We start from the raw sequence: 22,643 nt of genomic DNA, 5'->3' as shown, positions 1-22,643 counted from the left end.
CTGCTCCTTCTTCCGTATGGCTGTGCATACGGCTTGCGTACGGTCGGAGGGACGGTCAGGGGTGGTGCGGGGGCCGGTCAGACGGCCGCGGTGGCGGCGAGCGCGCGGACCAGCGTCAGGGCCGAGCCGTCGGCGATCGCCTCGCGGGCGAGGACGAGCGCGGTGTCGAGGCCGGGTGCGAGGTCCGCCAGGTGCAGCACGGCGGCCGCGTTGTACAGGCAGGTGTCGAGGAGGGGTGCCGGGGCGTCGCCGGCCAGGATCCGCAGTGCGGTGGCCGCGTTCTCCGCGGCGTCGCCGCCCTTGAGGTCGTCGCGCGATGCGGGGCGCAGGCCGAGGTCGGCCGGGTCGAGTTTGGTCTCGGTGGTGGTGTCGCCGTCCACCATGAGGACCCGGTTGAGGCCCGAGGTGCTCAGCTCGTCCAGACCGCCGTGGCCGTGCACGATCCAGGTGCGCCGCAGGCCGAGTTCGGCCGCGGCCTGCGCCAGGATGTCCTGGTCGCGGTGGTCGGCCGCCCCGATCAGACGCCCGCCGAGGGGGACCGGGTTGGCGAGCGGGCCGACCAGGTTGAACAGCGTGCGGAAGCCCAGTCGGCGCCGTACGGGCGCGAGTCGGCCGACCACCGGGTGGACGGCCGGCGAGAACAGGAAGGCGAACCGGTGCCGGGCCAGCAGGGACGGCACCCGCTCGATGGGCTCGATCGGGATGCCGAGCGCCTCCAGTACGTCGGCACTGCCGCAGCTGCTGGTGGCGGCCCGGTTGCCCGCCTTGGCGACGGTCGCCCCCGCCGCCGCGGCGATCAGGGCGGCGAGGGTGGAGATGTTCACCGAGTCGCTGCCGTCGCCACCGCTGCCGACCACGTCGACGGCCGGCCCCGACCAGGCCACCGGCCGGGCCGCCGCCAGGATGACGCGTACGGTGGCGGCGACTTCGGTCGCGGACGGGTGCTTGGCGGCCATCGCGGTCAGGAAGGCCGCGGCGTCCAGCGGATCGGTGTCCCCGGACAGCAGGACGGATACGGCGGCCCCCGCGGCTTCGGCGTCCAGATCGCGGCCGAGCACCAGGTGCCGGGTGGCCGAGGTGAGCGTCGTCCCGGCGCCCCGGCTCATCAGAGCACCTCGACGTTGGCGGCGGGCGCCAGCTCGCCCCGGGTGTCGAGCACCAACGGGGCCGCGGACCAGGCCGGTTCGGCCGTGAGGCGGCCGTGCGGGGTGACCAGCACCACGCAGTCCTGGGAGGCGAGCTGCTCGCGGCCCCAGGTGGCGGTGGCGACGGGCAGGCCGTCCACCTCGAAGCCGGGGACCATGGGGTCGAAGTACGAGATCTCGGCGCCCTGGGCGCGCAGCCCCCGCACGATGTCGAGGGCCGGGGCGTTGCGGAGGTCGGAGACGCCCGCCTTGTAGCTCACCCCCACGATCAGGACCCGCGCGCCCTTCAGTTCCTGGCCCCGCGCCGCCAGCAACTCGCCGACGCGGCGGACGACTTGGCCGGGCCGTTCGCTGATCCGCCGGTGGGCGGTCTCCACCAGGCCGAGGGTGAGCCCCTCGCGCCGGGCCCGCTCGCTCAGGAACAGCGGGTCGACGGGGATGCACTCGCCGCCGACGCCGGGGCCCGGGTAGTGCGCGAGGAAGCCGAACGGCTTGGTCGCGGCGGCGTCGATGACCTCGCGCACCGGGAGGCCGAGCTTGTGACAGAGGTCCGAAAGCTCCAGGGAGAGAGCGATGTTGATGAGGCGGAAGGTGTTCTCGTACACCTTCGACAGTTCGGCGACGTCGGGGCTCGAGACCGGCACCACCGTGCGGCACACCTGCTCCAGGAACAGCTGGGCCCGCCGGGTCGATTCGGCACCCACGCCGCCGACCAGCTTGGGGGTGTTGAGCAGCGTCCAGCCGTTGGTGTTGGCCGGGTCCACCCGCTCGGGGGCCATGGCCAGGTAGAGGTCTTCGCCGGGTATGAGCCCGGTGCGGGCGGTGATCTTCCGGCCGATCTCCGCGGTGGTGCCGGCCGGCACGGTGGACTGGAGCACCACCAGGCTCCCGGCCCGCAGGTACGGCAGCACGCTGTCCACCGCGGTCGACACGTACGCCAGGTCGGCGGTCTGCTCGGGGGTGACGGGCGTGGGTACGCAGATCATCACCACATCGGCGTCGTGCAGCGCCGACGGGTCGGGCACGGCCGTCAACCGGTCGGCGACGTCCTGCAGTTCGATGTCCGTGAGGTCGGGCAGGTAGGACTCGGAGCGGTTGACGGACTCCACCTTGACGGGGTCGATGTCGACGCCGACCACGTGGAACCCGGCGTCGGCGAAGCCCAGCGCCAGGGGGAGACCGGTGTAGCCGAGACCCACGATCCCGACCTTGATGGTGCGGTCCTCGACCCTCGACGCGAACGCCCTGGCTTCGGCGTCCTGGGCCGTGCCCGTTCTTGCGACGGCGAGAGCGGGGGCAGACAAACTCGTCATGTCTTCGTTCCCTCAGTCCAGCTAGCGGATCGGTGTGCGGTGACTCCAGTCGACCAGCTGGCTTCGAGGCGCACCCAGACCATTTGTGGCGTCGCGGAGCAGACCAGACGCGGGCGGCCCGGCGAGCGGGGCCGATCGCGGAAGACCGGCGTGCCGAATTGGGGCGAATACGCCACACGGAGCGGTATGTTCCGGTCTCACATAACTGGATTCGATCCCAAATTGTGTGTTTAATGTGCCGACGGCGACAGTCGCCGATGCGTCTCTATCCGGGGGGGTTTTGGACGCGTGACCTGGCACATCTCCATCGAGGTTGACCGTGATTCAAACGAGTCTTTGACGAATCAGATCAAGTCCGCGATAAAAGGCTGCATCACGGAGAGAGTCCTGCACCCCGGCACTCGTCTCCCTTCCACCCGACAACTCGCCAGCGACCTCGGTGTTTCACGCAGCGTGGCGGTCGAGGCCTACGAACAGCTCACCGCCGAGGGATTTCTGACGTGCCTTCAGGGATCGGGGACGCGGGTCGCGCACCGGACCGCCGCCGTCGAGCCGATGATGGGCGAGGCATTACGCGATCCCGAACCCGTGCCACCCGTCACCTGGGACCTGCGCACCGGCCGGGCCAACGTGACCAATTTCCCGCGCGTCGAATGGCTCGCCTGCTACAAGACCGTCCTCGCCGTCGCGGGCCCGGAGGAACTGGACTATCCGGCGGTGGCCGGGCTGCCCGCGCTGCGCGAGTCCCTGGCCGGATATCTGGGCCGGATGCGGGGGGTGCGGGCCGGCACGGACACCGTGATGGTGACGGCGGGCTTCGCCCAGGGGCTCTCCCTGCTCTGCAAGTCGCTGCCCAAGCTGGGCATCCACAAGCTCGCGGTCGAGGACCCCGGGCACAACGGGCAGCGCCGGTACATCGAGGAGAGCGGCATGCGCACCGTGCCGGTCCGCGTCGACGAGGAGGGCATCGACGTGGCGCAGCTGGCCGCGAGCGACGCCCGCGCGGTGCTCGTGACGCCCGCCCACCAGTTCCCGACGGGCATCTCGATGAGCCCGGCGCGCCGGGCGGCCCTCGTGCGCTGGGCCGAGGACGTCGACGGGCTGATCATCGAGGACGACTACGACGGGGAGTTCTGGTTCGACCCCCGGGACCGGCCGTCCGCGCTCCAGGGTCTCGCGCCGGACCGGGTCGTCTACGCCGGCACCGCGAGCAAGATCCTCGTCCCCGGCCTGCGGCTCGGCTGGCTCGTCATTCCCGAGTACCTGGCGACCCTGCTCACCCGCGTCAGGTCCCAGCACGACCTCGGCTCCGACGGCATCACGCAGTGCGCCTTCGCCGAGCTCATCACCAGCGGCATGCTCGACCGCCACCTGCGCCGCGTCCGCTCCCGGTACCGCTCCCGGCGCGAGGCGTTCACGCAGGCCGTCGAGCTCCACCTGCCGCAGGCCCGGGTGGTCGGCTCGTCCGCCGGGCTGCACGCCTACCTCCAACTCCCGGACGGCATCGACGAGTCGGCGGTGACCGCGGCGGCCCTCGACCGTTCGGTCCTGGTCCACGGCGGCTCGCGCTACCAGTTCGGGCCCGGCAGCCGGCCGCCCGCCCTGGTGGTCGGCTACTCCACCCTTCCGCTGGCCGGCATCGCCGAGTCCATGTACGTCATCAGGGACGCCATCGAAGAACAGCGCTCCGCGCGCCGGCGCACCATCGGCTCTCCCGTGCGGGCGCCCGCCTACGCCGGCGGCTGACCGCGTTCAGGCCCTGGCGCGCCGCACGAACTCCTCGATCAGGGCGGGGTCCTTGACGCCTCTGCGTGCCTCGACCCCGCTCGACACGTCCACGCCCCACGGGCGCGCCGCCTCGATCGCCTCGCGCACATTGCCCGGGGCCAGGCCGCCGGCCAGCATCCAGCGGCCGGCGGGCGGGGCGGCGCCGAGTGCGGACCAGTCCCACGCCTCCCCCGAACCCGGGCTCGGGGAGTCCAGGATCAACAGGTCCTCGCCGAAACCGCCGCAGTCGGCGCCCGCGGCCGAGGCCGCCGATGTGGCGCGTACCAGCGTGAGGCCCAGATCCCGCAGCGCGGCGAAGGCCGACGGCGGGTGCGTGCCGTGCAGTTGGACGGCCCCGACGCCGGCGGCGCGCACCGTCTCACGGACCAGGTCGAGCGGCTCGTCCCGGAACACTCCGACCGTCAGCACACCGGCCGGGACCTCGTCGACCAGCCGGCGGACGGCCGCGGGGCCGACCTGGCGTGGACTTTCGGTGAATACGAAACCGACCGCATCGGCACCCGCGTCCACGGCGGCCGCGATATCCGGCGCCGTACTCAAACCACAGATCTTGACGAACATCTGTCCCACTCCCTGAATTCCCACATTCGCGTGGATTGAATTGGTCCGGTGATCCGGACCCCAATTGGACCGAGCGTCAACTCGGCAACCCGCCGTTAACTTTCTTCCATGTCCCTCGACGCAAGCACGGCACGCGGAAGTATCTGCGCCGCCACCGCCATGGTGGCGGTCGGCAGTTCGGCGGCGGTGAGCCCGGTGCTCACCGAATATCCGCTGCTTTCCGGCCAGGCGTGGCGCTATGTGGTGGCCGGGCTCCTGCTGCTCCTCGCGCGGCGCGGCCCGGCCGTTCCCGCCGCGCGGCTCACCCCGCGCCAGTGGGCCAGGATCGCGCTGCTCGCCGCCACCGGCATGGCCGGGTTCAACGTCTGCCTCCTGGAAGCGGTGCGACGGGCGGACCCGTCGACGGTCGGGGCGGTGGTCGGCGCGGCCCCGATCGTCCTGGCCGTCGCCGGTCCGCTCGGCTCCGCGCAGCGGCCATCGGCCCGGATCGCGTTCTCCGCCCTGGTCACCACCGCCGGGGTCTGCGTCATCCAGGCCTTCGGCCACGGCTCGGTCACCGGTCTCCTGTACGCGCTCGGTGCGCTCGCCTGCGAGTGCTGCTTCTCGCTCCTGGCCGTCAGCCTGCTGCCGGCCCTCGGGGCCCGGCGGCTCTCGGCCTTCGCCTGCCTGGCGGCCGCCCCGATGCTCGCGGTGGCCGCCGCCCTGACGGAGGGTGCCGACGCGTTGCAGCGCCCCACCGTCGCGGAGTGGCTCGCCCTCGGCTATCTCACCCTGGTCGTCACCGCGCTCGCCTTCTTCCTCTGGTACGCGGGCATCGGACTGCTGGGTGTCGACCGGGCCGGCCTGTTCGCCGGCATCGTCCCGCTCACCGCCGTCCTGCTCGGCCCGGTGCTCGGCACCGGCCGCCTCGCGCCGACGTCGGTGCTCGGCGCGCTGGTGATCGGGGCGGCCGTGCTGTACGGGGTCAGTGCGCCTGCGCCGGATCGCCCGCGGTGACCAGGGTGCGCTCCGCCGGCGGTTCGACGGTGTGGGCGTCGGCCCGGCGGACCACGCGGGAGCCGAGGAAGGCGACCGCGCCGATCACCAGGCCCGCCACCGTGACCGCCAACGCGGTGCGCGGGCCGAGCCATCCGGCCAGCAGCCCGCCCGTGAAGCCGCCGACCGGGATCACCGCGAAGGCGGCGAAGCGGTAGGTGGCGCTGACCCGGCCGGTCAGCTCGACCGGCACCAGCGCCTGGCGCAGGGCCACCGAGTGCACGTTAAAAATGGTGATGCCGAAGCCGTTGACCACGTAGCCCGCCATCAGGAGCGTCACGACCACGGCGTGCGAACCCGCCGCCGCGGGCAGCAGGAGCAGCGCCACGCAGGCGATCACCATGCCGACCGCCATCGCCCGCCCGGTCCCGAGCCGCAGCCCGAGCCGTCCGGCGACCAGCGAGCCCGCGAAGGCCCCGACGCTGCCCGCCGCTATCACCAGGCCCAGGCCGGCCGCGCCCAGGTGGAGCGAGCGGATGCCGTAGAGCGGCATCACCACCAGCACCACGTCCCACATCAGGTTGAACCAGGCCGACTCGACCATCACGACCCGCAGGACCGGGTGGGCGAGAGTGACGCGCAGCCCCTCGACGATTTCGGCCCGGATGCTGCGCCGCGGGCCGGTCCGCACGGGCTCGGGGGTGCGGATGCTCAGCAGCGAGGCGACCGAGACGAGATAGCCGACCGAGTTGACCACCACCGCCACGGGAGCGGTGAGCAGTTGGATCAGAACGCCGCTCGCCCCCTGCCCGGCGGTCTGCGCGATGGACTGGCTCGACTGGAGCTTGCTGTTGCCCTCGACCAGCAGCCGCTTCTCGATCAGCGTGGGCAGGAACGCCTGGTACGCCACGTCGAACTGGGCGGTGAAGAGGCCCGTGGTGAAGGCGACCACGTAGAGCAGGACCATCGACAGATGGCCGGCCCAGGCGAACACGGGGATCAGGGCCAGCACCAGGGCCCGCCCCAGGTTGGCCGCGATCAGCAGCGGGCGGCGGCGCACCCGGTCCGCGAGCACGCCCGCGAGGAGGGTGACGCAGGCGACCGGCAGGTATTCCAGCGCGTTCAGCAGACCGAGCTGGCCGGCGGAGGCGTCGAGCAGCTGCATCGCGGTCAGCGGGAGGGACAGCAGGGTGATCTGCGTTCCGAACAGGGCGACGGTCTGGCCGCCCCACAGGCGCAGGAAGTCGGCGTGCCCCCACAGGGTCCGGGCGGCCCGGTCAGGCTGTGACATCGGTGTCCTCCGCCGCCGACCAGTCGATCTCGTACAGCTTCACCGCGGTCTCGATGGCCACCCGCACCCGCTCGGCCGTCGCGGCCCGGAACCGGAAGGTCCCCGCGGTGTGCACGGCCCCGCCGTTGCCGTCCAGTACGGTCCCGGCCGGGGGCAGCGTCTCGGCGTAGAGCTCGGGGATCGCGTCGGTGAGCGACGCCACCCGGTGCACCACGGCGGGGCGCAGCGGAGGTTCGGGCATCATCAGGTATCCGGCGACCTCGCCGCCGATCTCCGCCCTCGGGTACTCCCGCTCGATGCCCAGCTGGACGTGGACGGACGCCTCGATCAGGTCGAGCCCGTACACCTCCTCCCAGACGAACCGCACCTGGCCGCCGCCGGCCCGCGCGCCGATCTCCAGGAAGACCAGTTCGTCCGTGCCGCCGCTCCGGAAGACCTCCAGGTGGAAGACCTCGTCGGTCAGGTCGAGGGCGGCGAGCACGCCCTTGGTGAACTCGGCCACCCGCGCCTCGAACGCGGCCTCGTCGTTGGCGACCGAGCCGAAGGGCGACCCCTCGGCGAAGTCCAGGCAGGAGCCGAGGCAGCGCCAGCTGCGGAGGGTCTCCAGGACGCCGCCGCGGACCACGCCGTCCACCTGATAGAGGGTCCCGTCGATGAACTCCTCGCACTGGAAGCCGGCCAACTCCTCCTGCGCCAGGGCGCGTTCCATCGCTTCGGCGTTCTGGAGCACGTGCACCCCCTGGCTGTCGGCCCCGCCGCGCGGCTTCAGGACGAACGGGAATCCGGCCCCGGCCGCGAACGCCCGTACGTCGTCGGCGTCCTCGACCGCGCGGTTGGCCGGCACCCGCAGGCCCGCGGCGGCCACCGCGGCCTTCATCACCACCTTGTCCCGCACCAGCCGCACCTCCGCCGGGCGCTTGCCCGGCACGTCGAGGCGCTCGCGCAGCTCCGCCCCGAGTTCCAGGTCGAACTCCGAGAGGGCCAGGACGTGGGTGAACCGGCCGTGTGCGGCGGCGAGTTCGGCGGCGGCCGCGTGGACCGCGGCCCGGTCGGCGAGATCCGCCACCACCGTGATCTCCTCGGCGAGCTCCGCGTCCAGGGGGCCGGCTCCGGCGGCCGTGGTCACGTAGCTCACCCGGTCCACCCGGTGGTCGAGGTAGCGGTGATATTCGGCGAATCGGTTGTTCCAGCGGTTCAGGATCAGGACGTGGCGTCCCATTTCATGCTCCGTTTTCGTGGGGGACAAGGGGATGCGACTACGCGAAACGCGTTCCGAGCTCCGCCGCGTCGAGCGCTTCGGCGGTGGCCCGGTAACTCGGCGCGGCAGCGAGGGCGTAGCCGAGGCGGCTGGCCGAGCTGCCCTGCGGAGGTACCGGCCGGCCGGGCGCGACGAGCGCGCCGATCTCCCGCACGCGGGCGTCGGAGCGGAGCTCCGGCGCGACCTCCATCCGCCGGTAGCTGCCGAGTCCGGGCCGCAGGAAGAAGCGGATGCCGGCGTGGCCCGTGCCGGGCGCGGGCGCCCCGGGCCGGCACGGCAGGCCCAGGTACGACCTGAGGGTGATCTCGTAGAGGTCCGCCCCGGTGGCCAGCCTGAGCAGGTCGGGGATGCGGTCGCCGGGCAGTCGGGCGCCGACCTCCATCAGCAGCGGGCCCCGGGCGGAGAGCCGGAGTTCGGCGTGGAAGGGGCCGAGTTCCAGGCCGAGCGCCCGGACCACGTCGGTGGTGTACCGCTCGACGACGCGGGCGGTGCCGTGGTCGAGCCGGGCCGGGACGACGTGGCCGACCTCGACGAACCAGGGCTCGGGGCCGAGCTGTTTCTCGGTGATGCCGAGCACCACCACGGCGCCGTCCTCGACGTACCCCTCCACGCTGAACTCGGGCCCGGACACGTACTCCTCGACGAGCACCAGCGGCAGGCCCGCCCGGTCGAGATAGCCGACGCCGTACGCGTGGATCCGGCGGAACGCCTCGCGCGCCTCGGCCGGGCCCGTGACCTTGCGGACGTTGAGGCTGCCGGACTGGTCGACCGGTTTGATCACGCACGGGAAGCCCACGGCCTCGGTGGCCGCGGCCAGCGCCGCTTCGTCGGTCACCAGGACGTGGCCCGGCTGGTCGGTCCCGTGGGCCCGCAGGACGTCGCGCATCACGTGTTTGTGCCGCAGCGCCAGGGCGGTGGCGGCGGAGAGGCCCCGCAGCCCGAGGCCGGCGGCCGCGGCGGCGGACGAGGGAACGTAGTGCTCGAAACCCGGCACGACCGCGTCGAGCGGCCGCTGCTCGTGCAGCTTGCGCAGCCGCGCGAGCGTCGCCGCGTCGTCGTTGGTGTCGACGGATTCCACCTGGCCGGCGCGGGCCAGGTGCGCGTCCGGCACCCGGCGGTCCCCGTGCCCGGCGGTCAGGACGATGGCTTCGTGGCCCAACTCGGCGGATCTGTCGATCAGTTGGCAGCCCGCCGAGCGCGGTTCGACGATCGCGATCCTCATCCTGCCCGCACCTCCTCCAAGGCCGCGGGGACGGCCCGGTCGCGGGCCTGCTCCAGGAGGCCGATGCTCCGGTGGTGCAGGGCCAGACCGGCCGGGGGCGGCGGTCCGGTGCCCGAGAAGCAGGCGTAGGCGGCCTCGACGAACCGGGTGAGCGGCGCGTCCTCGACCACGGTGCGGCCGGGTCTCCCGGAGATCCGTATCTGCCCGAAGGGGTCGTCGGCGCCGACCGGGAAGTCGGCAAGGACCTCCCCCTTGGTGCCGGTCACGCGCAGATGCCGGCGCCGGGCCGGGGAGGTGAGATCGCTGAGCAGGGTGCTGACGGTGCCGTTCTCGTGTTCCAGCCGCAGCACGGCGCCGCCCATCGCGGGAATCACGCGGTCCGGCAGTGGCATTGCCCAGGACGCCGAGGACAGCATCGTCGCCCGCGCCCCGGCCAGGTGCAGCGCCAGCAGCACCTGGTGGGGCAGCTCCACCTCGAAGGCGGTGCGGTGCGCGTCGGACGAGGAGGTGCGGCCGAACCGGGGCTTGCTCTGCTCCATGAACAGGGCCACGGGCTCGCCGATCTCGCCCGAGGCGATGACGCTCTCCACCTCTCCGGTCACGCGGCTGTTCGGCCAGACGCTGACCGGCAGGATCGTCGCGTCCTCGGCCAGCTCGCACAGCCGCCCGCTCTGCGCGGAGGTGGGGGCGATCGGCTTCTCCAGGATGATGCGCCGCGCCCCGAGCCCCACAAGACGCTCGGCACAGTCGACATGGGCGCCCGGCGGGGTGGTGACGTGAAAGACCGTGTCCGCCATCGGACCGCAGTCGGCCGCGGCCCGCAGCGAGGGAAGCAGCCGCACTCCCGGGGGCGCCTCGCGCAGAGCGGGATCGACCACGAAGACCGTGGTGTCCGCGCCGTGCAGGGTGCGCAGCGCCGCATGGTGCAGATCTCTGCCCGCGTGACCGTAGCCCACGATCACGGAAGGCGGACGTTCTGGTCCGCCGGGCATGGTGGTGGGCAACGCCGCCACAGTGTCCCCCGTCTCGGCTTTCGCTGGGTCCGCGCACGACTGCGCGCGGACTCCGAACGGCTGTGCCCCACAGTCTGCGAACGGGTCGGGTCGCGCTCCAGACCACTCTCACTTCCGCTCTCCGGACCATTCGGAGGACGGTGCTCCCCGAGGGCCGGTGCGCCCGGCGCCGCGGCGGGCCCGGCCGGGTCCGCGCGGACTCCTCGGGACGGGGCGGTGGCTCCTCCGGGGCGAGGCCGTACGGCTCCTCCGGGCGAGGCGGAACGGGCCTATGCGCCCCTGCGCCACTCCGCGGCGATCCAGGCATCCACGCGCGACCACTGGTCGGTCAGCCATGTCTCGCGGGCCTGGCGCTCGGGCGGTATCGCCGCGCGGGGCACGCTCCACCAGGTGGCGCGCACCGGGTCCCGCAGGGGGATCGACCGCAACAGGCGGGAGGCCGAGTCGATGCGGTCGAGGCCGGTGTGCGCGACGAAGACGACGGCCGCTCCGGCGTCCCGCGCCCCGGTCAGCGCGGCGAGCGGGCCCGCCATCCGCGGTGGCAGGACGTGGTGCTGGCGCCGCGCGCGGGCGGCCCTGCGCAGCTGGCCGGTGCGCACGAGCCAGCCGATCGACCGCCGCCTGCGCCGCTCGGTGAAGTTGCCGCCCTCGGGAAACACCACCAGCGCCTCCCCCGGCCGGAGCCCGGCCGCCAGGGCGCCGATCTCGTCGGAGGTACGACCGTCGGGCCGGCGCGGGACGAAGCAGTGCGGCAGGCAGCTCAGCACCATGTCCATGCACGGGTCCCACCGCAGGAACTCCTTGAGGACGACCTGGGGGCGCAGGCCGGCACCGCACAGGAGGCCGTGGACCAGCAGGATCGAGTCGCCGGGGCCGGCGTGGCGGGCGAAGACGACCATGCCGTGCGGCGGCCGGGCGCCGGGCGGCGGGATCGCCGGATCGACGTCGAGGCGCAGCGCGAAGATCCGTTGGGAGCAGCCGACCAGGAAGCCGAGCAGCCGCGCGAGCAGCCGGTAGTTGAGCGCCACCAGACGCTCCCGCCGGGCCGGGCCGCCGCCCAGACAGCGCAGCCGGACGACGAGCGCCGCGCACACCCCGGCGAGGTCGGCGACGAGGTACACGAAGGCGTAGAGCGCCAGCCGTTGCGGCTGCCAGGCCCGGCCGTGGCGCCCGGCGAGCGGCGAGAGCGGGGCGAGCAGCAACGTGACGAGCAGCAGCGCGAGGGCGAGGGGGATCAGGGCGAGGAGCGCGGGCACGGTGACGCAGCGTCTGGCCGCGTCACGCGCGCCGGCCGTGCGGCTCACGGAGCGCCGTGGTCCGCGGGGGCCGCCGGCTTGCCCGCCGCCTCCAGATAGGCGGCCGACGCCTCGTACGCGCACTCCATGCGCTGCCGGGAGCGCCCGAAGTCGCGGTGGCGGAACGTGCGGCCCGCGATGTCCTCACCCTTGCCGGACGAGGCGCCCGTGGGCAGCACGTGCACCTCGACGCCCGAGGGCAGGTCGGCCATGTCGCGGGTGAAGCGATGCCGCCGGGCGATCTCGAACGCCACGGTGGCGACCTCCCACGGCGCCCGGGGAACCGTCAACGGCCGCTCCACGCGCCCGACTTGCAGGACGTACACCGTGCGGGCCCCGGCGGCGACGGCACGGCCCACGGGAATGCTGTTGATCAGGCCGCCGTCCAGGAAGTGCTCCCCGTCGACCTCGACGGGCGGCAGCAGCCCCGGGACCGCGCAGGAGGCCATCACCGCCGGGACCAGCGGCCCCTGCGTGAACCAGTGCTCGGCGGCGCTCTCGATGCCCGCCGCGACGCACTGGAAGGGCACCGCGAGGTCCTCGATGCGCTTGGCCGGCAGCCGGCTCTCCAGAAGTTCGCTCAGCGGCTCGGACGAGTAGACGTGCGTCCGGTTGCGCGCCGCGAGCCGCAGCCGCCGCAGCACCGACCCGGAGAACACCCCCGAGCGCCCGAGGCTCCCCCACAGCTCACCCAGCCGCTCGACGGACTCGGCACTCGGCTCGGCCGCGAACGCCGCGCCGTTGATCGCCCCCACCGACGTCCCCACTACGAGATCCGGCCGGACGCCTGCCTCGACGAGCGCCCTGAGCATCCCCACCTCGTAGGCCCCGAGCGCCCCTCCGCCGCCGAGGACGAACGCACACCGGTACCCGTCCCCGCGCGGCTGCCCCACCCTCACATCCTCGTCCATACCTGCCCCCTGCCCCGTCCGGCCCCGACCATCCGCGTCCCGGGCGCGACTCCGCGTGGGTGAGGATGAAGCAGGTGCGAGAAGCCGCACTTCACCGAGCACGGGGAGCCTTCCACCATGTCGTTGCCGCGTCTGGGCGTTGTCATCGTGACGATGGGCAACCGCCCGCGTGAGCTGGAGGCCCTGCTCGCCTCCGTGGAGAAGCAGGACGTGCCGGCGGCGCGGGTCGTGCTGGTCGGCAACGCGACGCCGCTCACGGACGTCGGGCGTGACGTGACCAAGGTGCCGCTGGAGGAGAACCTGGGGTGTCCCGGCGGGCGCAATGCCGGGCTGGAGATCCTGTGCGCATCGGGTGAGGTCGACGTCGTCGTCGAACTGGACGACGACGGCCTGCTCGTCGCCGACGACGTGTTCCGCAGGGTTCGTCAACTGTTCGCTGACGAAACGGAGTTGGGGATCGTCGGGTTCCGGGTCGCGGACGAGCACGGCCGGACCGAGCGGCGCTGGGTCCCCCGGCTGCGGGCGGGCGACCCGATGCGCCGCGGCCCGGTCACCGCCTTCCTCGGCGGGGGCCACGCGCTTTCCGTTCCGATGCTCCGGCGCATCGGCCTGTGGCCGGCGGAGTTCTTCTTCGGGCACGAGGAGACGGACCTGGCGTGGCGGGCCCTGGACGACGGCTGGCGGATCCTGTACGAACCCGAGCTCGTCCTCCAGCACCCGAGGACCTCCCCCGCCCGCCATGCCGGCCACTATCGCCACACCGCCCGCAACCGGGTCTGGCTCGCGCGGCGCCGGCTTCCGATTCCGCTGATCCCGGTCTATCTGGGGGTGTGGGTCCTGCTCACCACGGCGCGGGTGCGCTCCGTCGGCGCGCTGGGGGCGTGGCTCGGCGGGTTCCTCGAAGGGCTGCGCACGCCGTGCGGGCCCCGCACAGCGATGAGGTGGCGCACCGTGTGGCGGATGACGCGCCTGGGCCGGCCCCCGCTGATCTGACGACGGCCCCCGGCCCATGTCATGGCGTGGGAGGTTCGCCGCCCAGTTCGCGGTGGACGTGCCGGGTTTCCTCGGCGCTCAGGGCCGGTTCGGGCAGGGGGCGTTGGGCCGTGGCCCGGAAGCCGTCCAGGAGCAGCGCCAGGGGGCGGCGCCACGAGCCGGGGCGGACCCTCTCGACCGCGGGGAGCGAGCCGCCGAGGGCGCTGAGCGCGAAGAGGAGGTCCTCGGGCGCGACGTCCGTGCGCAGTTCTCCGTCGGCCACGGCCCGGCGCATCAACGTGCTCAGGGTCGCGTGGTTGTGGACATGGATCGCGTCCAGGGTCGGTGCGCCCTCGATCCCGGTGGTCATCAGGTCGCTGACGCCCCGGTCGCGGGCGATCAGCGCACAGACGCCTTCCAGGTACGCGGTCAGCGCCCCCCACGCGTCGTCGGCGGCGCGGGCCCGTTCACCGGCGGCCATCACGGCGGTGAGGTCCCCGTGGAAGACGGCCTCCACCAGGTCGCCGCGGGTGGGGAAGCGGCGGTACAGGGTCGCGTTGCCCACGCCCGCGCGCTTGGCGATCTCGTCGAGCGGGACGTTGATCCCCCGCTCGGCGAAGAGTTCCTGGGCCGCAGCGACCAGGAGGTCCCGGTTGCGCCGGGCGTCGCGCCGCAGGGGCGGGGACTTCTTCCTGCTCTCCTGCGCTGCCATGGCCCCCGACCCTATCCCAGCAGGCCAGGGCCCCGGCCCCGGCCCGCGCCCCGATCCGCCCCGGCAGTCCCCCGTGCTGCCGGGGCGGTGGTCCGCCCCGGGGTCAGTTCGCGCTGTACGTCCAGCTCGGCTGCCAGTCGGGCCCGATCAGGCGGCGCTCGTCCGCGCCGATCACCAGACGTACGCCCACCGTGCCGGCCAGTCCGTGGCGCAGCCGGCTGCGGGCCAGGCCGACCACGGCGGCCAGGCCGTACTTGTCGATGAGTGCGACCCGGTAGCGGGCGCTCCCCTCGGCGTCCAGGAACGCGGGCCGCACCCGCAGCGCCCCCGCTCGGGCCGCGACCAGGACCCGCGACCCCGCGCGCAGCCGGTCCGCCAGGGGTGACGCGGACGGCAGGAGGACGCCGAGGCCCCGGCCGTCCCGGATCACCCACACCGCGTCGGTCGCCGCGACACCGTTGCGGGCGTACGTCGTCACCGACAGGCGCTTGGAGCAAGCGAGTTCACTGACCGGCGGCGCCGCCCGCGTGCCCGGCATGCCCATCACCCCCGGCGTGACCCGAAATCCCGGCACGACCCGCGTGCGCCTCGGCGAGCCTCGCGCGCTCCTGCGGTGTCGCCTTCGCGACCTGTCCGCCCTCGCCGAAGCAGGCGCGGGAGAGCCGGGCCCGCAGCGAGCCCCCTTCGGCGGCCGGCCGGGGCTGCTCGTGGGCGGTGAGGGTGTGCAGCCGCGCCGCCGACAGGGGCGCGTGGAGCTCGGCGTACTCCCCGTGCGGCAGCTTCGTGACGATGCCGGTCTCCCTGCCGTGCAGCACCAGGTCGCGGTCGCGCCGCTGCAACCCGAGGCACCAGCGGCGCGCGACCTCGAAGACGATCACCGGCACCACGAAGAAACCGATCCGGACCGCCCAGGTCATCGCGTTGAGCGAGAGGTGGAGGTGCGTGGCGAACAGGTCGTTGCCGCCGCCGACCAGAGTCACCAGATAGAGGCTGATCCAGGCCGCACCGAGCGCGGTGCGCACGGGGGCGTTGCGCGGCCGGTCCAGGAGGTGGTGCTCGCGCCCGTCCCTGGTGATCCACGCCTCCACGAAGGGATACGCCGCGATCAGGCCGAGCACGGCCGGGAAGAGCAGGAAGGGGATGAGCACGCCGAGGACCAGGGTGTGGCCCCACACGTCGATCTCCCAGCCCGGCATCACCCGGATCAGCCCCTCCGCGAAGCCCATGTACCAGTCCGGCTGGGCGCCGGTGGAGACCTGGTCGGGGCGGTACGGTCCGAACGCCCAGATCGGGTTGATCGAGGCGATCGCCGCGACGGCCGCGATCACGCCGGACACGAGGAAGAAGAAGCCGCCGGCCTTCGCCAGGTAGACCGGGAGCAGCGGCATGCCGACGACGTTGTCGTTCGTACGGCCGGGACCCGCGAACTGGGTGTGCTTGTGGAAGAAGACCAGGACGAGGTGGGCCACGAGCAGCCCCAGCATGACGCCCGGGACGAGCAGCACGTGCAGGCTGTAGAAGCGCGGGATGATGTCCGTCCCCGGGAACTCGCCGCCGAACAGGAACATCTGGAGGTAGGTGCCGACCACCGGCACCGACAGGACGACGCCCTCGATGAAGCGGATCCCGGTGCCGGAGAGCAGGTCGTCGGGGAGCGAGTAGCCGAAGAAGCCGTCCAGCATGCCGAGGAACAGCAGGCCGAACCCGAAGAGCCAGTTGACCTCGCGGGGCTTGCGGAACGCGCCGGTGAAGAACACCCGCATCATGTGCACGAACATCGCCGCGATGAAGACCAGCGCGGCCCAGTGGTGGATCTGCCGGATCAGCAGCCCACCGCGCACCTCGAAGCTGATGTGCATCGTGGAGTCGAACGCCTCGGAGACGCGCTGCCCATGGAGCGGGACGTACGGGCCGTCGTAGACGACCTCGGCCATGCTCGGCTTGAAGAACAGCGTCAGCCAGACGCCGGTCAGGATGATGACGACGAAGCTGTACAGGCAGATCTCGCCGAGCATGAACGACCAGTGGTCCGGAAAGATCTTGCGCATGCTGCTCCTGGCGAGCCGGTGCAGCCCCACCCGCCCGTCCGCCCAGTCGGCGATCCGCTCCCCACGCCCTGCCACCGCGAACTCCCTTGCCCCAGTGCGCCTTTGCGGAAGGCGCGCACGCCGGACGGACGGGGAGGACCTCCTCCACCGCCGTCCCCCTCACCATAACTGGGGATCGTTCCCCAGTTAAAGGGGGTCCGTCCGTCCGGGCCCGCCAGGACGAGGTCCGAGGTCCCGGCCGCCCGGCGCCCGGGGGCGGCTTTGTAAGCTCGACACGGCGCACCCACCCCCAGCCGTTCCACGCGCGCGCGGCCCCGCGAGAGGAAACACCATGACCACCGAGCTGAGCTCCGACGCCCTGGCCGGGCTGCTCGACCAGGCCCGCAAGGACTACGAGGCCCTTGCCGCCCGCGGCCTCAAGCTCGACCTCACCCGGGGCAAGCCCGCGCCCGAGCAGCTCGACCTCTCCGAGGACCTGCTCAGCCTGCCCGGCGGCCGCTGGACCTCCGCCGACGGCACCGACGTACGCAACTACGGCGGCCTCCAGGGCCTCACCGAGCTCCGCGAGATCTTCGCCGAGGTGCTCCAGGTGCCGGCCGGGCAGCTGCTCGCCGCGGGCAACTCCAGCCTTGAGCTGATGCACGACTGCCTGGTGCACGCGATGCTCAGCCGCCTCCCCGGCGCCGAGTCGCACTGGGTCGACCAGGAGCGGCTGGCGTTCCTGTGCCCGGTGCCCGGCTACGACCGGCACTTCTCGCTGTGCGAGCGGTTCGGCATCGAGATGATCCCGGTGCCGATGACCGACGCGGGCCCGGACATGGACGTCGTGGAGCGTCTGGTCGCCGAGGACGCGGGCATCAAGGGCATCTGGTGCGTGCCGAAGTACAGCAACCCGAGCGGCGTCAGCTACAGCGACGAGACGGTGGCGCGCCTGGCCCGCATGGAGACCGCGGCCCCCGACTTCCGCATCTTCTGGGACAACGCCTACGCCGCCCACCACCTCACCGACGAGCCCGCCGAGATCGCCGACCTGCTCGGCGCCTGCGCCGGGGCCGGTCACGCCGACCGCGCGTTCGTCTTCGGCTCCACCTCGAAGATCACCGCCGCGGGCGCGGGCGTCGCCTTCTTCGGCTCCTCGCCCGCCAACGTGCAGTGGCTGCTCGCCAACAACTCCAAGCGCTCGATCGGCCCCGACAAGGTCAACCAGCTGCGGCACGTGCTGTTCCTGCGCGACGCGGACGGTGTCCGGGCCCACATGGAGCGCCAGCGCGCGCTGCTCCAGCCCAAGTTCGAGACCGTCCAGCGGATCCTGGAGAGCGAGCTCGGCGGCACCGGCCTCGCGCGCTGGACGCTTCCCAAGGGCGGCTACTTCGTCACCCTCGAAGTGCCCGAAGGCTGCGCGAAGGAGGTCGTGGCGCGGGCCGGCGCGGCCGGCGTCGTGCTGACCCCGGCCGGCGCGACGCACCCGTACGGCGACGACCCGAAGGACGCCACCATCCGCATCGCGCCCAGCTACCCGGGCCTCGCGGAGCTGGAGCAGGCGATCCTCGGGCTCACCGCGTGTGTGCGGCTCGTCGGGTACGAGAAGCTCCTCGCGGCCTGATCCGGCCCCGCTCGAAGCCGCGGCCGCCTTCGCGCCCCCGTACTCCGGGGGGTGCGAAGGCGGCCGTCGCGCATCCGGGGCCGGCGGGCACCGGCACCCGTACCGCCCCTACGACACGATGTCCTTGCGGGCGAACCCGCGGAACGCCAGCGCGAACAGGACGAGCGCGTACGCGACGGACACCGCCGAGCCCCTCAGCATGCCGCCCCACTCCAGGTGCGGCTGGAGCGCGTCGGCCCAGGCGAACTGCCAGTGCGCCGGCAGGAAGTCGCGCCAGTCGCCGAGCGCCGTCACCGCGTCCAGGACGTTGCCGACGATGGTCAGGCCGACCGCCCCGCCGACGGCGCCGAGCGGCGCGTCCGTGCGCGTGGAGAGCCAGAACGCGAGCGCGGCGGTGACCAGCTGGGACACGAAGACGAAGGCGACCGCCGCCGCGAGGCGGGGCAGCGCCTGGCCCGCGCCGAGTGCGCCGCCGGTCGGGATCTCCAGCGGACCCCAGCCGTAGAACGCGGTCCCCGCGGCGAGCGCCACCAGGGGCAGCAGCACGATCGCCGCCGCGCTGAACCCGAGCGCGACCGCCAGCTTCGACCACAGCAGCCTGGCTCGTGGCACCGGCGCCGCGAGCAGATAGCGCAGCGAGGACCAGCTCGCCTCGGAGGCCACCGTGTCGCCGCAGAACAGCGCGACCGGGACCACGAGCAGGAAGCCCGCGGAGACGAACAGGCAGGTCGCGGCGAAGTTGGCGCCGGACGCGGTCGCCGTGTCCATCAGGGTGATCCGGCCGGTGCGGCTGCTCGGGGTGCCGCCGATGGCGAACGCCACGATCAGCACGAAGGGCAGCGCGCCGAGCACCGCCGCCATCACGAGGGTGCGCCGGCGCTTGAGCTGCCGTGCGGCCTCGACGCGCAGCGGCAGGGTGCGCCCCGGACGGTATCCGGGCGCGGTCTCGGCCGCCGGGGACCCGCCCGTCGGGGACTCCATCAGGGTGCTCACGCGGACCCTCCGATCAGGGTGAGGAAGGCGTCCTCAAGACGACGGTGCGGGCCGACACCCGTCAACTGGACGTCCAGGCGCAGGAGTTCGGCGATGAGCTCGGTGGTGGTGGCTCCATCGAGGCGGACCAGGAGGCCCTCGTCGGTGTGCAGCGCCGAGCCGATGCCGGGCAGCGCGGCCACCTTGTCGACGACGGCCGCGGGCACCGGCCCGGCGGTCGTGACGAGCAGCGTGTCGCTCCCGCCGGTGATCTCGGCGACCGGGCCGGCCTGGACGAGACGGCCGCGGTCCATGACCACCAGATGCGTGCAGGACTGCTCGACCTCGGACAGCAGGTGGCTGGAGACGATCACGGTGCGGCCTCCCTGGGCGTACCGGATCATCACGTCGCGCATCTCACGGATCTGCGGCGGGTCGAGGCCGTTGGTGGGCTCGTCCAGGATCAGCAGGTCCGGCATGCCGAGCATGGCCTGGGCGATGGCGAGGCGCTGGCGCATGCCCTGCGAGTAGGTGCGGACCGCGCGCTGGAGGGCGTCGCCCAGGCCCGCGATCTCCAGGGCCTCCTCGATGCGGGAGTCCCCGGCGGGTCGGCCGGTCGCCGCCCAGTACAGCTCCAGGTTCTCGCGCCCCGACAGGTGCGGCAGGAAGCCCGCGCCCTCGACGAACGCGCCGACCCGGGACAGGACGGGCGAGCCGGGCCGGATGGCGTGGCCGAACACGCGGATCTCGCCGCCGTCGGGCCGGATGAGCCCCATGAGCATGCGCAGGGTGGTGGTCTTGCCGGCGCCGTTGGGCCCGAGCAGGCCGAGGACCTGGCCCTTCTCGACGCGGAAGGAGAGGTCCCGTACGGCGTACCGGTCGCTGGACTTGGCGTACTTCTTCGTCAAGTCGGTGATCTGGAGCGGCACTTCGGCCAGTTCGGGATCGGCGGGCGGGGTGTGGGTGCGCCGGGTGACGAGGAGCGCCGCGCCGATGAGCGCGCCGGCGAGCGGCAGCCCCCACACCCACCAGGCAAGGCCCGCCGACGCGGTCCGCAGGGCGGGCACGGTGGGCACGCTCAGGGAGCCGCCGTCCAGGGAGACGGTGTACGTGGCGGGCGCGGCCGGGGAGGCGAAGCCGAGGTCGGTGGCGGCGACGACCAGGCGGAGCCGGTGGCCGGCCTCGACGTTGTGGTCGACGGCGGGCAGGGTGAGCTCGACGCTCTTGCCGTCCTTCGCTCCGTCGACGCGGACGGGCGCGACGAGCTGGGAGGGCAGCACCTTCTGCTTGCCGTCGGGGCCGACGTCGTACACCTTCCCGAAGAGCACGGCCTGGTCGGCGCTGGACTTGACGGTCAGCTTGACGGTCGGCGAGCCGGTGACGTGGACGCCGGTGGCCAGGGGCGCCGAGTCGAACGCGGCGTACTGGCCGGGGAAGTCGAGGGAGAGGCCGGCGCCGAGCGAGGACAGGCCCGCCAGGCCCGAGCCGAGGCCCGGCACCGCCGAGATCGCGGGCGGCGCGCCGCCGGGCGGGTTGTCGAAGCTCTGCGCGCGGCCGGTGAGCGCGATCGCCCGCCGTCCGCTCCCCAGGCCCGGGTAGCTGCCGGCGGAGGCGCCCCGCAACTGGGCCGATCCATCAGTGGTGTTGACGCCTCCGGTGCGGGTGACACGGAAGGCGGGGCCGGTCGAGGCGCCCTTGTCGTCCTTCAAGTACCGGTCGAACCACTGGGTGACGCGGGCCCGGGTGCGGCCGTTCTCGCTGTCACCGCCGTCGTGGCCGCCCGCGATCCAGTCGACGGAGACCGGGGCGCCGTTGGCGGCGATCGCCTTCTCCATGGCGTCGGCCTGGCCGAGCGGGAACAGCGAGTCGGTCTGGCCCTGCATGATCAGGGCGGGCACCTTGATCCGGTCGGCGACGGCGGAGGGGCTCTTGGACTCCAGGAGCTTCTCGGCCTCGGTGTCCGGCTGCCCGGCGGTCGCGACCCGGTTGTACATGGCGCAGATCCGCGGCTCGAACTTCTGGCAGCCGCCCGCCGTCGAGACGAAGATCCCGGCCCACAGCTTCTTGTAGACGCCGTCGGGGAAGAAGACGTCCGACAGGTTCCAGTACGTCATCTCCGGGGCGATCGCGTCGACCCGCTGGTCGTATCCGGCGGCCAGCAGCGAGATCGCTCCGCCGTAGGACACGCCGGTCACGCCGACGCGCGGGTCGCCCGCCTTGTCGAGCCGGACTTCGGGCCTCTTGGCGAGCCAGTCGATGAGCCGCGAGACGTCCTTGACCTCGAACTGGGGGTCGTTGAGCCCGATCTGCCCGGTCGACGTGCCGAAGCCGCGGGCGGACCACGTCATGACGGCGTAGCCGTCCCGCGCGAGCTGTTCGGCCTGGCCCCTCACCTCGTTCTTGCTGCCCCCGAAGCCGTGCCCGATCAGCACGGCGGGCCGCTTGTCCGAGGGGCTGCCCGTGGTGAAGAACGAGGTGTCGATCTTCGCTCCGGGCATGTCGAGCACCCGGTCCTCACGGTGCACGGCGGGGGCGCCCGATGCGTCGGCGGCGCTCCAGACGCCGGCGCCGGCCAGCGCGGCGAGGGCGGCCGCCCCCGCGGCCACCCGCCACCGGCGTCTGCGCATGCTGATCTCCATCCCCCAACCGTATGCGCCCGCGAGGACAACGGGAGCTGCCGCTGGGTGGAGGTGTCTGCTGTACCCGGGGAGTACGTCCGCCCGCCCGCGTACCGCACCGGGAGTAGGGGCGGGCGTACCGCACCGCGGTGGTTCAGAAGGAGGTCGCGGCGAGCCAGGTGTCGAGGACGGCCGCCTCGCCGAGGATCTCTACGGCCGGGGTGGTGGCGGGCAGCCTGCGGAAGACGACGCGCAGCACGTCGGCGAGGGGGCCGTGCACCGCGACCGTCGCCTTCTCATGGGCCTTCGCGTCGGCCCGGTGCCAGGTGAACGCCTTGTCGTCGAGCGCGATGAACCATTCGACGCCCGCGTCCTTCGCGTGCAGGTGCAGGGACTGGCCGGGCTCACCGAGCTTGGCCTCACTGGCGCGGAACGCGCGGGCGAAGGTGAGGACGTCGAACCATTCGTCGAGGGCGTCGGCGCCCACCGCGGCGGGCACGGTGTAGGCGGCGCCCACCGCGCCGGCCGCGTCCGCGCGGTGCACGAGGGTCTCGTGGGTCATCCGGCGCGCCCAGAACACGCTGGTCGCCGGGCCCGCCCAGGACCACACCGGCAGGTCGGGCCCGGCCGCGCGCAGCACGGCGGCGCAGTTCTCGGCGCCCTCGGCGAGCCAGGCGTCGAGGGCGGCCGGGTCGTCGCCGTCGGGGCCGCCCGCGCCGGGCACCTTGTCCGGCGGGAACGGGGCGGTGGCCTCGGTGCGGACGATCTCGGTGGACCAGCGGTGGGTTCCGCCCACGTGCACGGCGAGGTCGCGCAGGGTCCACTCGGGACAGGTCGGCACGGTCGCCGTCAGGTCGGCGCCGGCCAGGTGGGACCTCAACTCGGCGCTCTGACGGAGGATTTGGTCGCAGTACGTCGCGTGTTCGAGTGTCATGCCCGACACCCT

General features: G+C 73.1%; 18 protein-coding genes and 1 pseudogene. 4 read left to right on the top strand and 15 right to left on the bottom strand.

The genetic code is table 11. The features are described from left to right. Positions 1 to 77 precede the first annotated feature (77 nt). Both trpD and OG432_RS22475 read right to left on the bottom strand, forming a co-directional pair. Positions 78 to 1,106: an anthranilate phosphoribosyltransferase gene (gene trpD, locus OG432_RS22480; protein ID WP_328312754.1), complete on the bottom strand. Its 1,029-nt coding sequence runs from the start codon at positions 1,104 to 1,106 to the stop codon at positions 78 to 80. After that, positions 1,106 to 2,458 carry a nucleotide sugar dehydrogenase gene (locus tag OG432_RS22475; RefSeq protein ID WP_328312753.1) on the bottom strand — a complete coding sequence of 451 codons (1,353 nt, stop codon included), beginning with the start codon at positions 2,456 to 2,458 and terminating at the stop codon, positions 1,106 to 1,108. The genes trpD and OG432_RS22475 overlap by 1 nt, the downstream gene beginning before the upstream one ends. 288 nt (positions 2,459 to 2,746) lie before the next feature. On the opposite strand from OG432_RS22475, the gene pdxR reads away from it, so the two are divergent. Continuing rightward, positions 2,747 to 4,204 (top strand): MocR-like pyridoxine biosynthesis transcription factor PdxR, encoded by a 1,458-nt coding sequence (gene pdxR / locus OG432_RS22470; protein WP_328312752.1) that lies wholly within the window; start codon positions 2,747 to 2,749, stop codon positions 4,202 to 4,204. A gap of 6 nt (positions 4,205 to 4,210) precedes the next feature. Here pdxR and OG432_RS22465 read toward each other — a convergent pair whose 3' ends face one another. Then, positions 4,211 to 4,807, bottom strand: coding sequence for a phosphoribosylanthranilate isomerase (locus OG432_RS22465; RefSeq protein ID WP_328312751.1), 597 nt, complete (start codon positions 4,805 to 4,807; stop codon positions 4,211 to 4,213). A 108-nt stretch (positions 4,808 to 4,915) separates the two neighbouring features. Between OG432_RS22465 and OG432_RS22460 the strand changes: the two genes are divergently transcribed. Further along, a complete protein-coding gene (locus OG432_RS22460; protein ID WP_328312750.1) occupies positions 4,916 to 5,803 on the top strand; it encodes a DMT family transporter in 888 nt (295 codons plus the stop codon). On the opposite strand, the gene OG432_RS22455 is transcribed toward OG432_RS22460, so the two are convergent. From OG432_RS22455 to OG432_RS22430, 6 genes are all read right to left on the bottom strand, one after another. Beyond that, positions 5,772 to 7,073 (bottom strand): MFS transporter, encoded by a 1,302-nt coding sequence (locus OG432_RS22455; protein WP_328312749.1) that lies wholly within the window; start codon positions 7,071 to 7,073, stop codon positions 5,772 to 5,774. The genes OG432_RS22460 and OG432_RS22455 overlap by 32 nt on opposite strands. Continuing rightward, positions 7,060 to 8,292, bottom strand: coding sequence for an ATP-grasp domain-containing protein (locus OG432_RS22450; protein ID WP_328312748.1), 1,233 nt, complete (start codon positions 8,290 to 8,292; stop codon positions 7,060 to 7,062). Before OG432_RS22450 ends, OG432_RS22455 begins: the two co-directional genes overlap by 14 nt. A gap of 37 nt (positions 8,293 to 8,329) precedes the next feature. Continuing rightward, a complete protein-coding gene (locus OG432_RS22445; RefSeq protein WP_328312747.1) occupies positions 8,330 to 9,553 on the bottom strand; it encodes an ATP-grasp domain-containing protein in 1,224 nt (407 codons plus the stop codon). Next, positions 9,550 to 10,557 (bottom strand): Gfo/Idh/MocA family protein, encoded by a 1,008-nt coding sequence (locus tag OG432_RS22440; RefSeq protein ID WP_328312746.1) that lies wholly within the window; start codon positions 10,555 to 10,557, stop codon positions 9,550 to 9,552. Before OG432_RS22440 ends, OG432_RS22445 begins: the two co-directional genes overlap by 4 nt. A gap of 278 nt (positions 10,558 to 10,835) precedes the next feature. Next, positions 10,836 to 11,870, bottom strand: coding sequence for a 1-acyl-sn-glycerol-3-phosphate acyltransferase (locus OG432_RS22435; RefSeq protein WP_328312745.1), 1,035 nt, complete (start codon positions 11,868 to 11,870; stop codon positions 10,836 to 10,838). After that, positions 11,867 to 12,772, bottom strand: a complete 906-nt coding sequence (locus OG432_RS22430) for a patatin-like phospholipase family protein (protein ID WP_328312744.1) — start codon at positions 12,770 to 12,772, stop codon at positions 11,867 to 11,869. Before OG432_RS22430 ends, OG432_RS22435 begins: the two co-directional genes overlap by 4 nt. 117 nt (positions 12,773 to 12,889) lie before the next feature. Between OG432_RS22430 and OG432_RS22425 the strand changes: the two genes are divergently transcribed. Then, the gene (locus tag OG432_RS22425) at positions 12,890 to 13,765 is read left to right on the top strand and encodes a glycosyltransferase family 2 protein (protein ID WP_328312743.1); all 876 of its coding nucleotides are present in this window, start codon (positions 12,890 to 12,892) and stop codon (positions 13,763 to 13,765) included. A 19-nt stretch (positions 13,766 to 13,784) separates the two neighbouring features. Here the strand turns inward: OG432_RS22425 and OG432_RS22420 are convergent, their stop codons facing one another. From OG432_RS22420 to qcrB, 3 genes and pseudogenes are all read right to left on the bottom strand, one after another. Next, on the bottom strand, positions 13,785 to 14,456 hold the full coding sequence (locus tag OG432_RS22420) for a TetR/AcrR family transcriptional regulator (protein ID WP_328312742.1): 672 nt from the start codon (positions 14,454 to 14,456) through the stop codon (positions 13,785 to 13,787). A 103-nt stretch (positions 14,457 to 14,559) separates the two neighbouring features. After that, positions 14,560 to 14,994, bottom strand: coding sequence for a PPOX class F420-dependent oxidoreductase (locus OG432_RS22415; protein ID WP_328312741.1), 435 nt, complete (start codon positions 14,992 to 14,994; stop codon positions 14,560 to 14,562). A gap of 43 nt (positions 14,995 to 15,037) precedes the next feature. Continuing rightward, positions 15,038 to 16,579 (bottom strand): annotated as a pseudogene (gene qcrB, locus OG432_RS22410) (cytochrome bc1 complex cytochrome b subunit); the annotation flags it as partial. A gap of 256 nt (positions 16,580 to 16,835) precedes the next feature. On the opposite strand from qcrB, the gene OG432_RS22405 reads away from it, so the two are divergent. After that, on the top strand, positions 16,836 to 18,107 hold the full coding sequence (locus tag OG432_RS22405; protein WP_328312739.1) for an aminotransferase class I/II-fold pyridoxal phosphate-dependent enzyme: 1,272 nt from the start codon (positions 16,836 to 16,838) through the stop codon (positions 18,105 to 18,107). Between the two features lie 108 nt (positions 18,108 to 18,215). Here OG432_RS22405 and OG432_RS22400 read toward each other — a convergent pair whose 3' ends face one another. The 3 genes from OG432_RS22400 to OG432_RS22390 form a co-directional block, all read right to left on the bottom strand. Continuing rightward, positions 18,216 to 19,088: an ABC transporter permease gene (locus OG432_RS22400; protein WP_328315198.1), complete on the bottom strand. Its 873-nt coding sequence runs from the start codon at positions 19,086 to 19,088 to the stop codon at positions 18,216 to 18,218. A gap of 8 nt (positions 19,089 to 19,096) precedes the next feature. Beyond that, on the bottom strand, positions 19,097 to 21,706 hold the full coding sequence (locus OG432_RS22395; RefSeq protein ID WP_328315197.1) for an alpha/beta fold hydrolase: 2,610 nt from the start codon (positions 21,704 to 21,706) through the stop codon (positions 19,097 to 19,099). Between the two features lie 145 nt (positions 21,707 to 21,851). Further along, entirely contained in the window at positions 21,852 to 22,631 is a 780-nt protein-coding gene (locus OG432_RS22390; protein WP_328312738.1) for a maleylpyruvate isomerase family mycothiol-dependent enzyme, read from the bottom strand. Positions 22,632 to 22,643 lie beyond the last annotated feature (12 nt).

Source organism: Streptomyces sp. NBC_00442 (assembly GCF_036014195.1).
In the GTDB taxonomy this organism is placed as follows: Bacteria; Actinomycetota; Actinomycetes; order Streptomycetales; family Streptomycetaceae; genus Streptomyces.
Note: the sequence above shows the minus strand (reverse complement) of the source record. Positions and strands in the feature narration are given on the sequence as shown.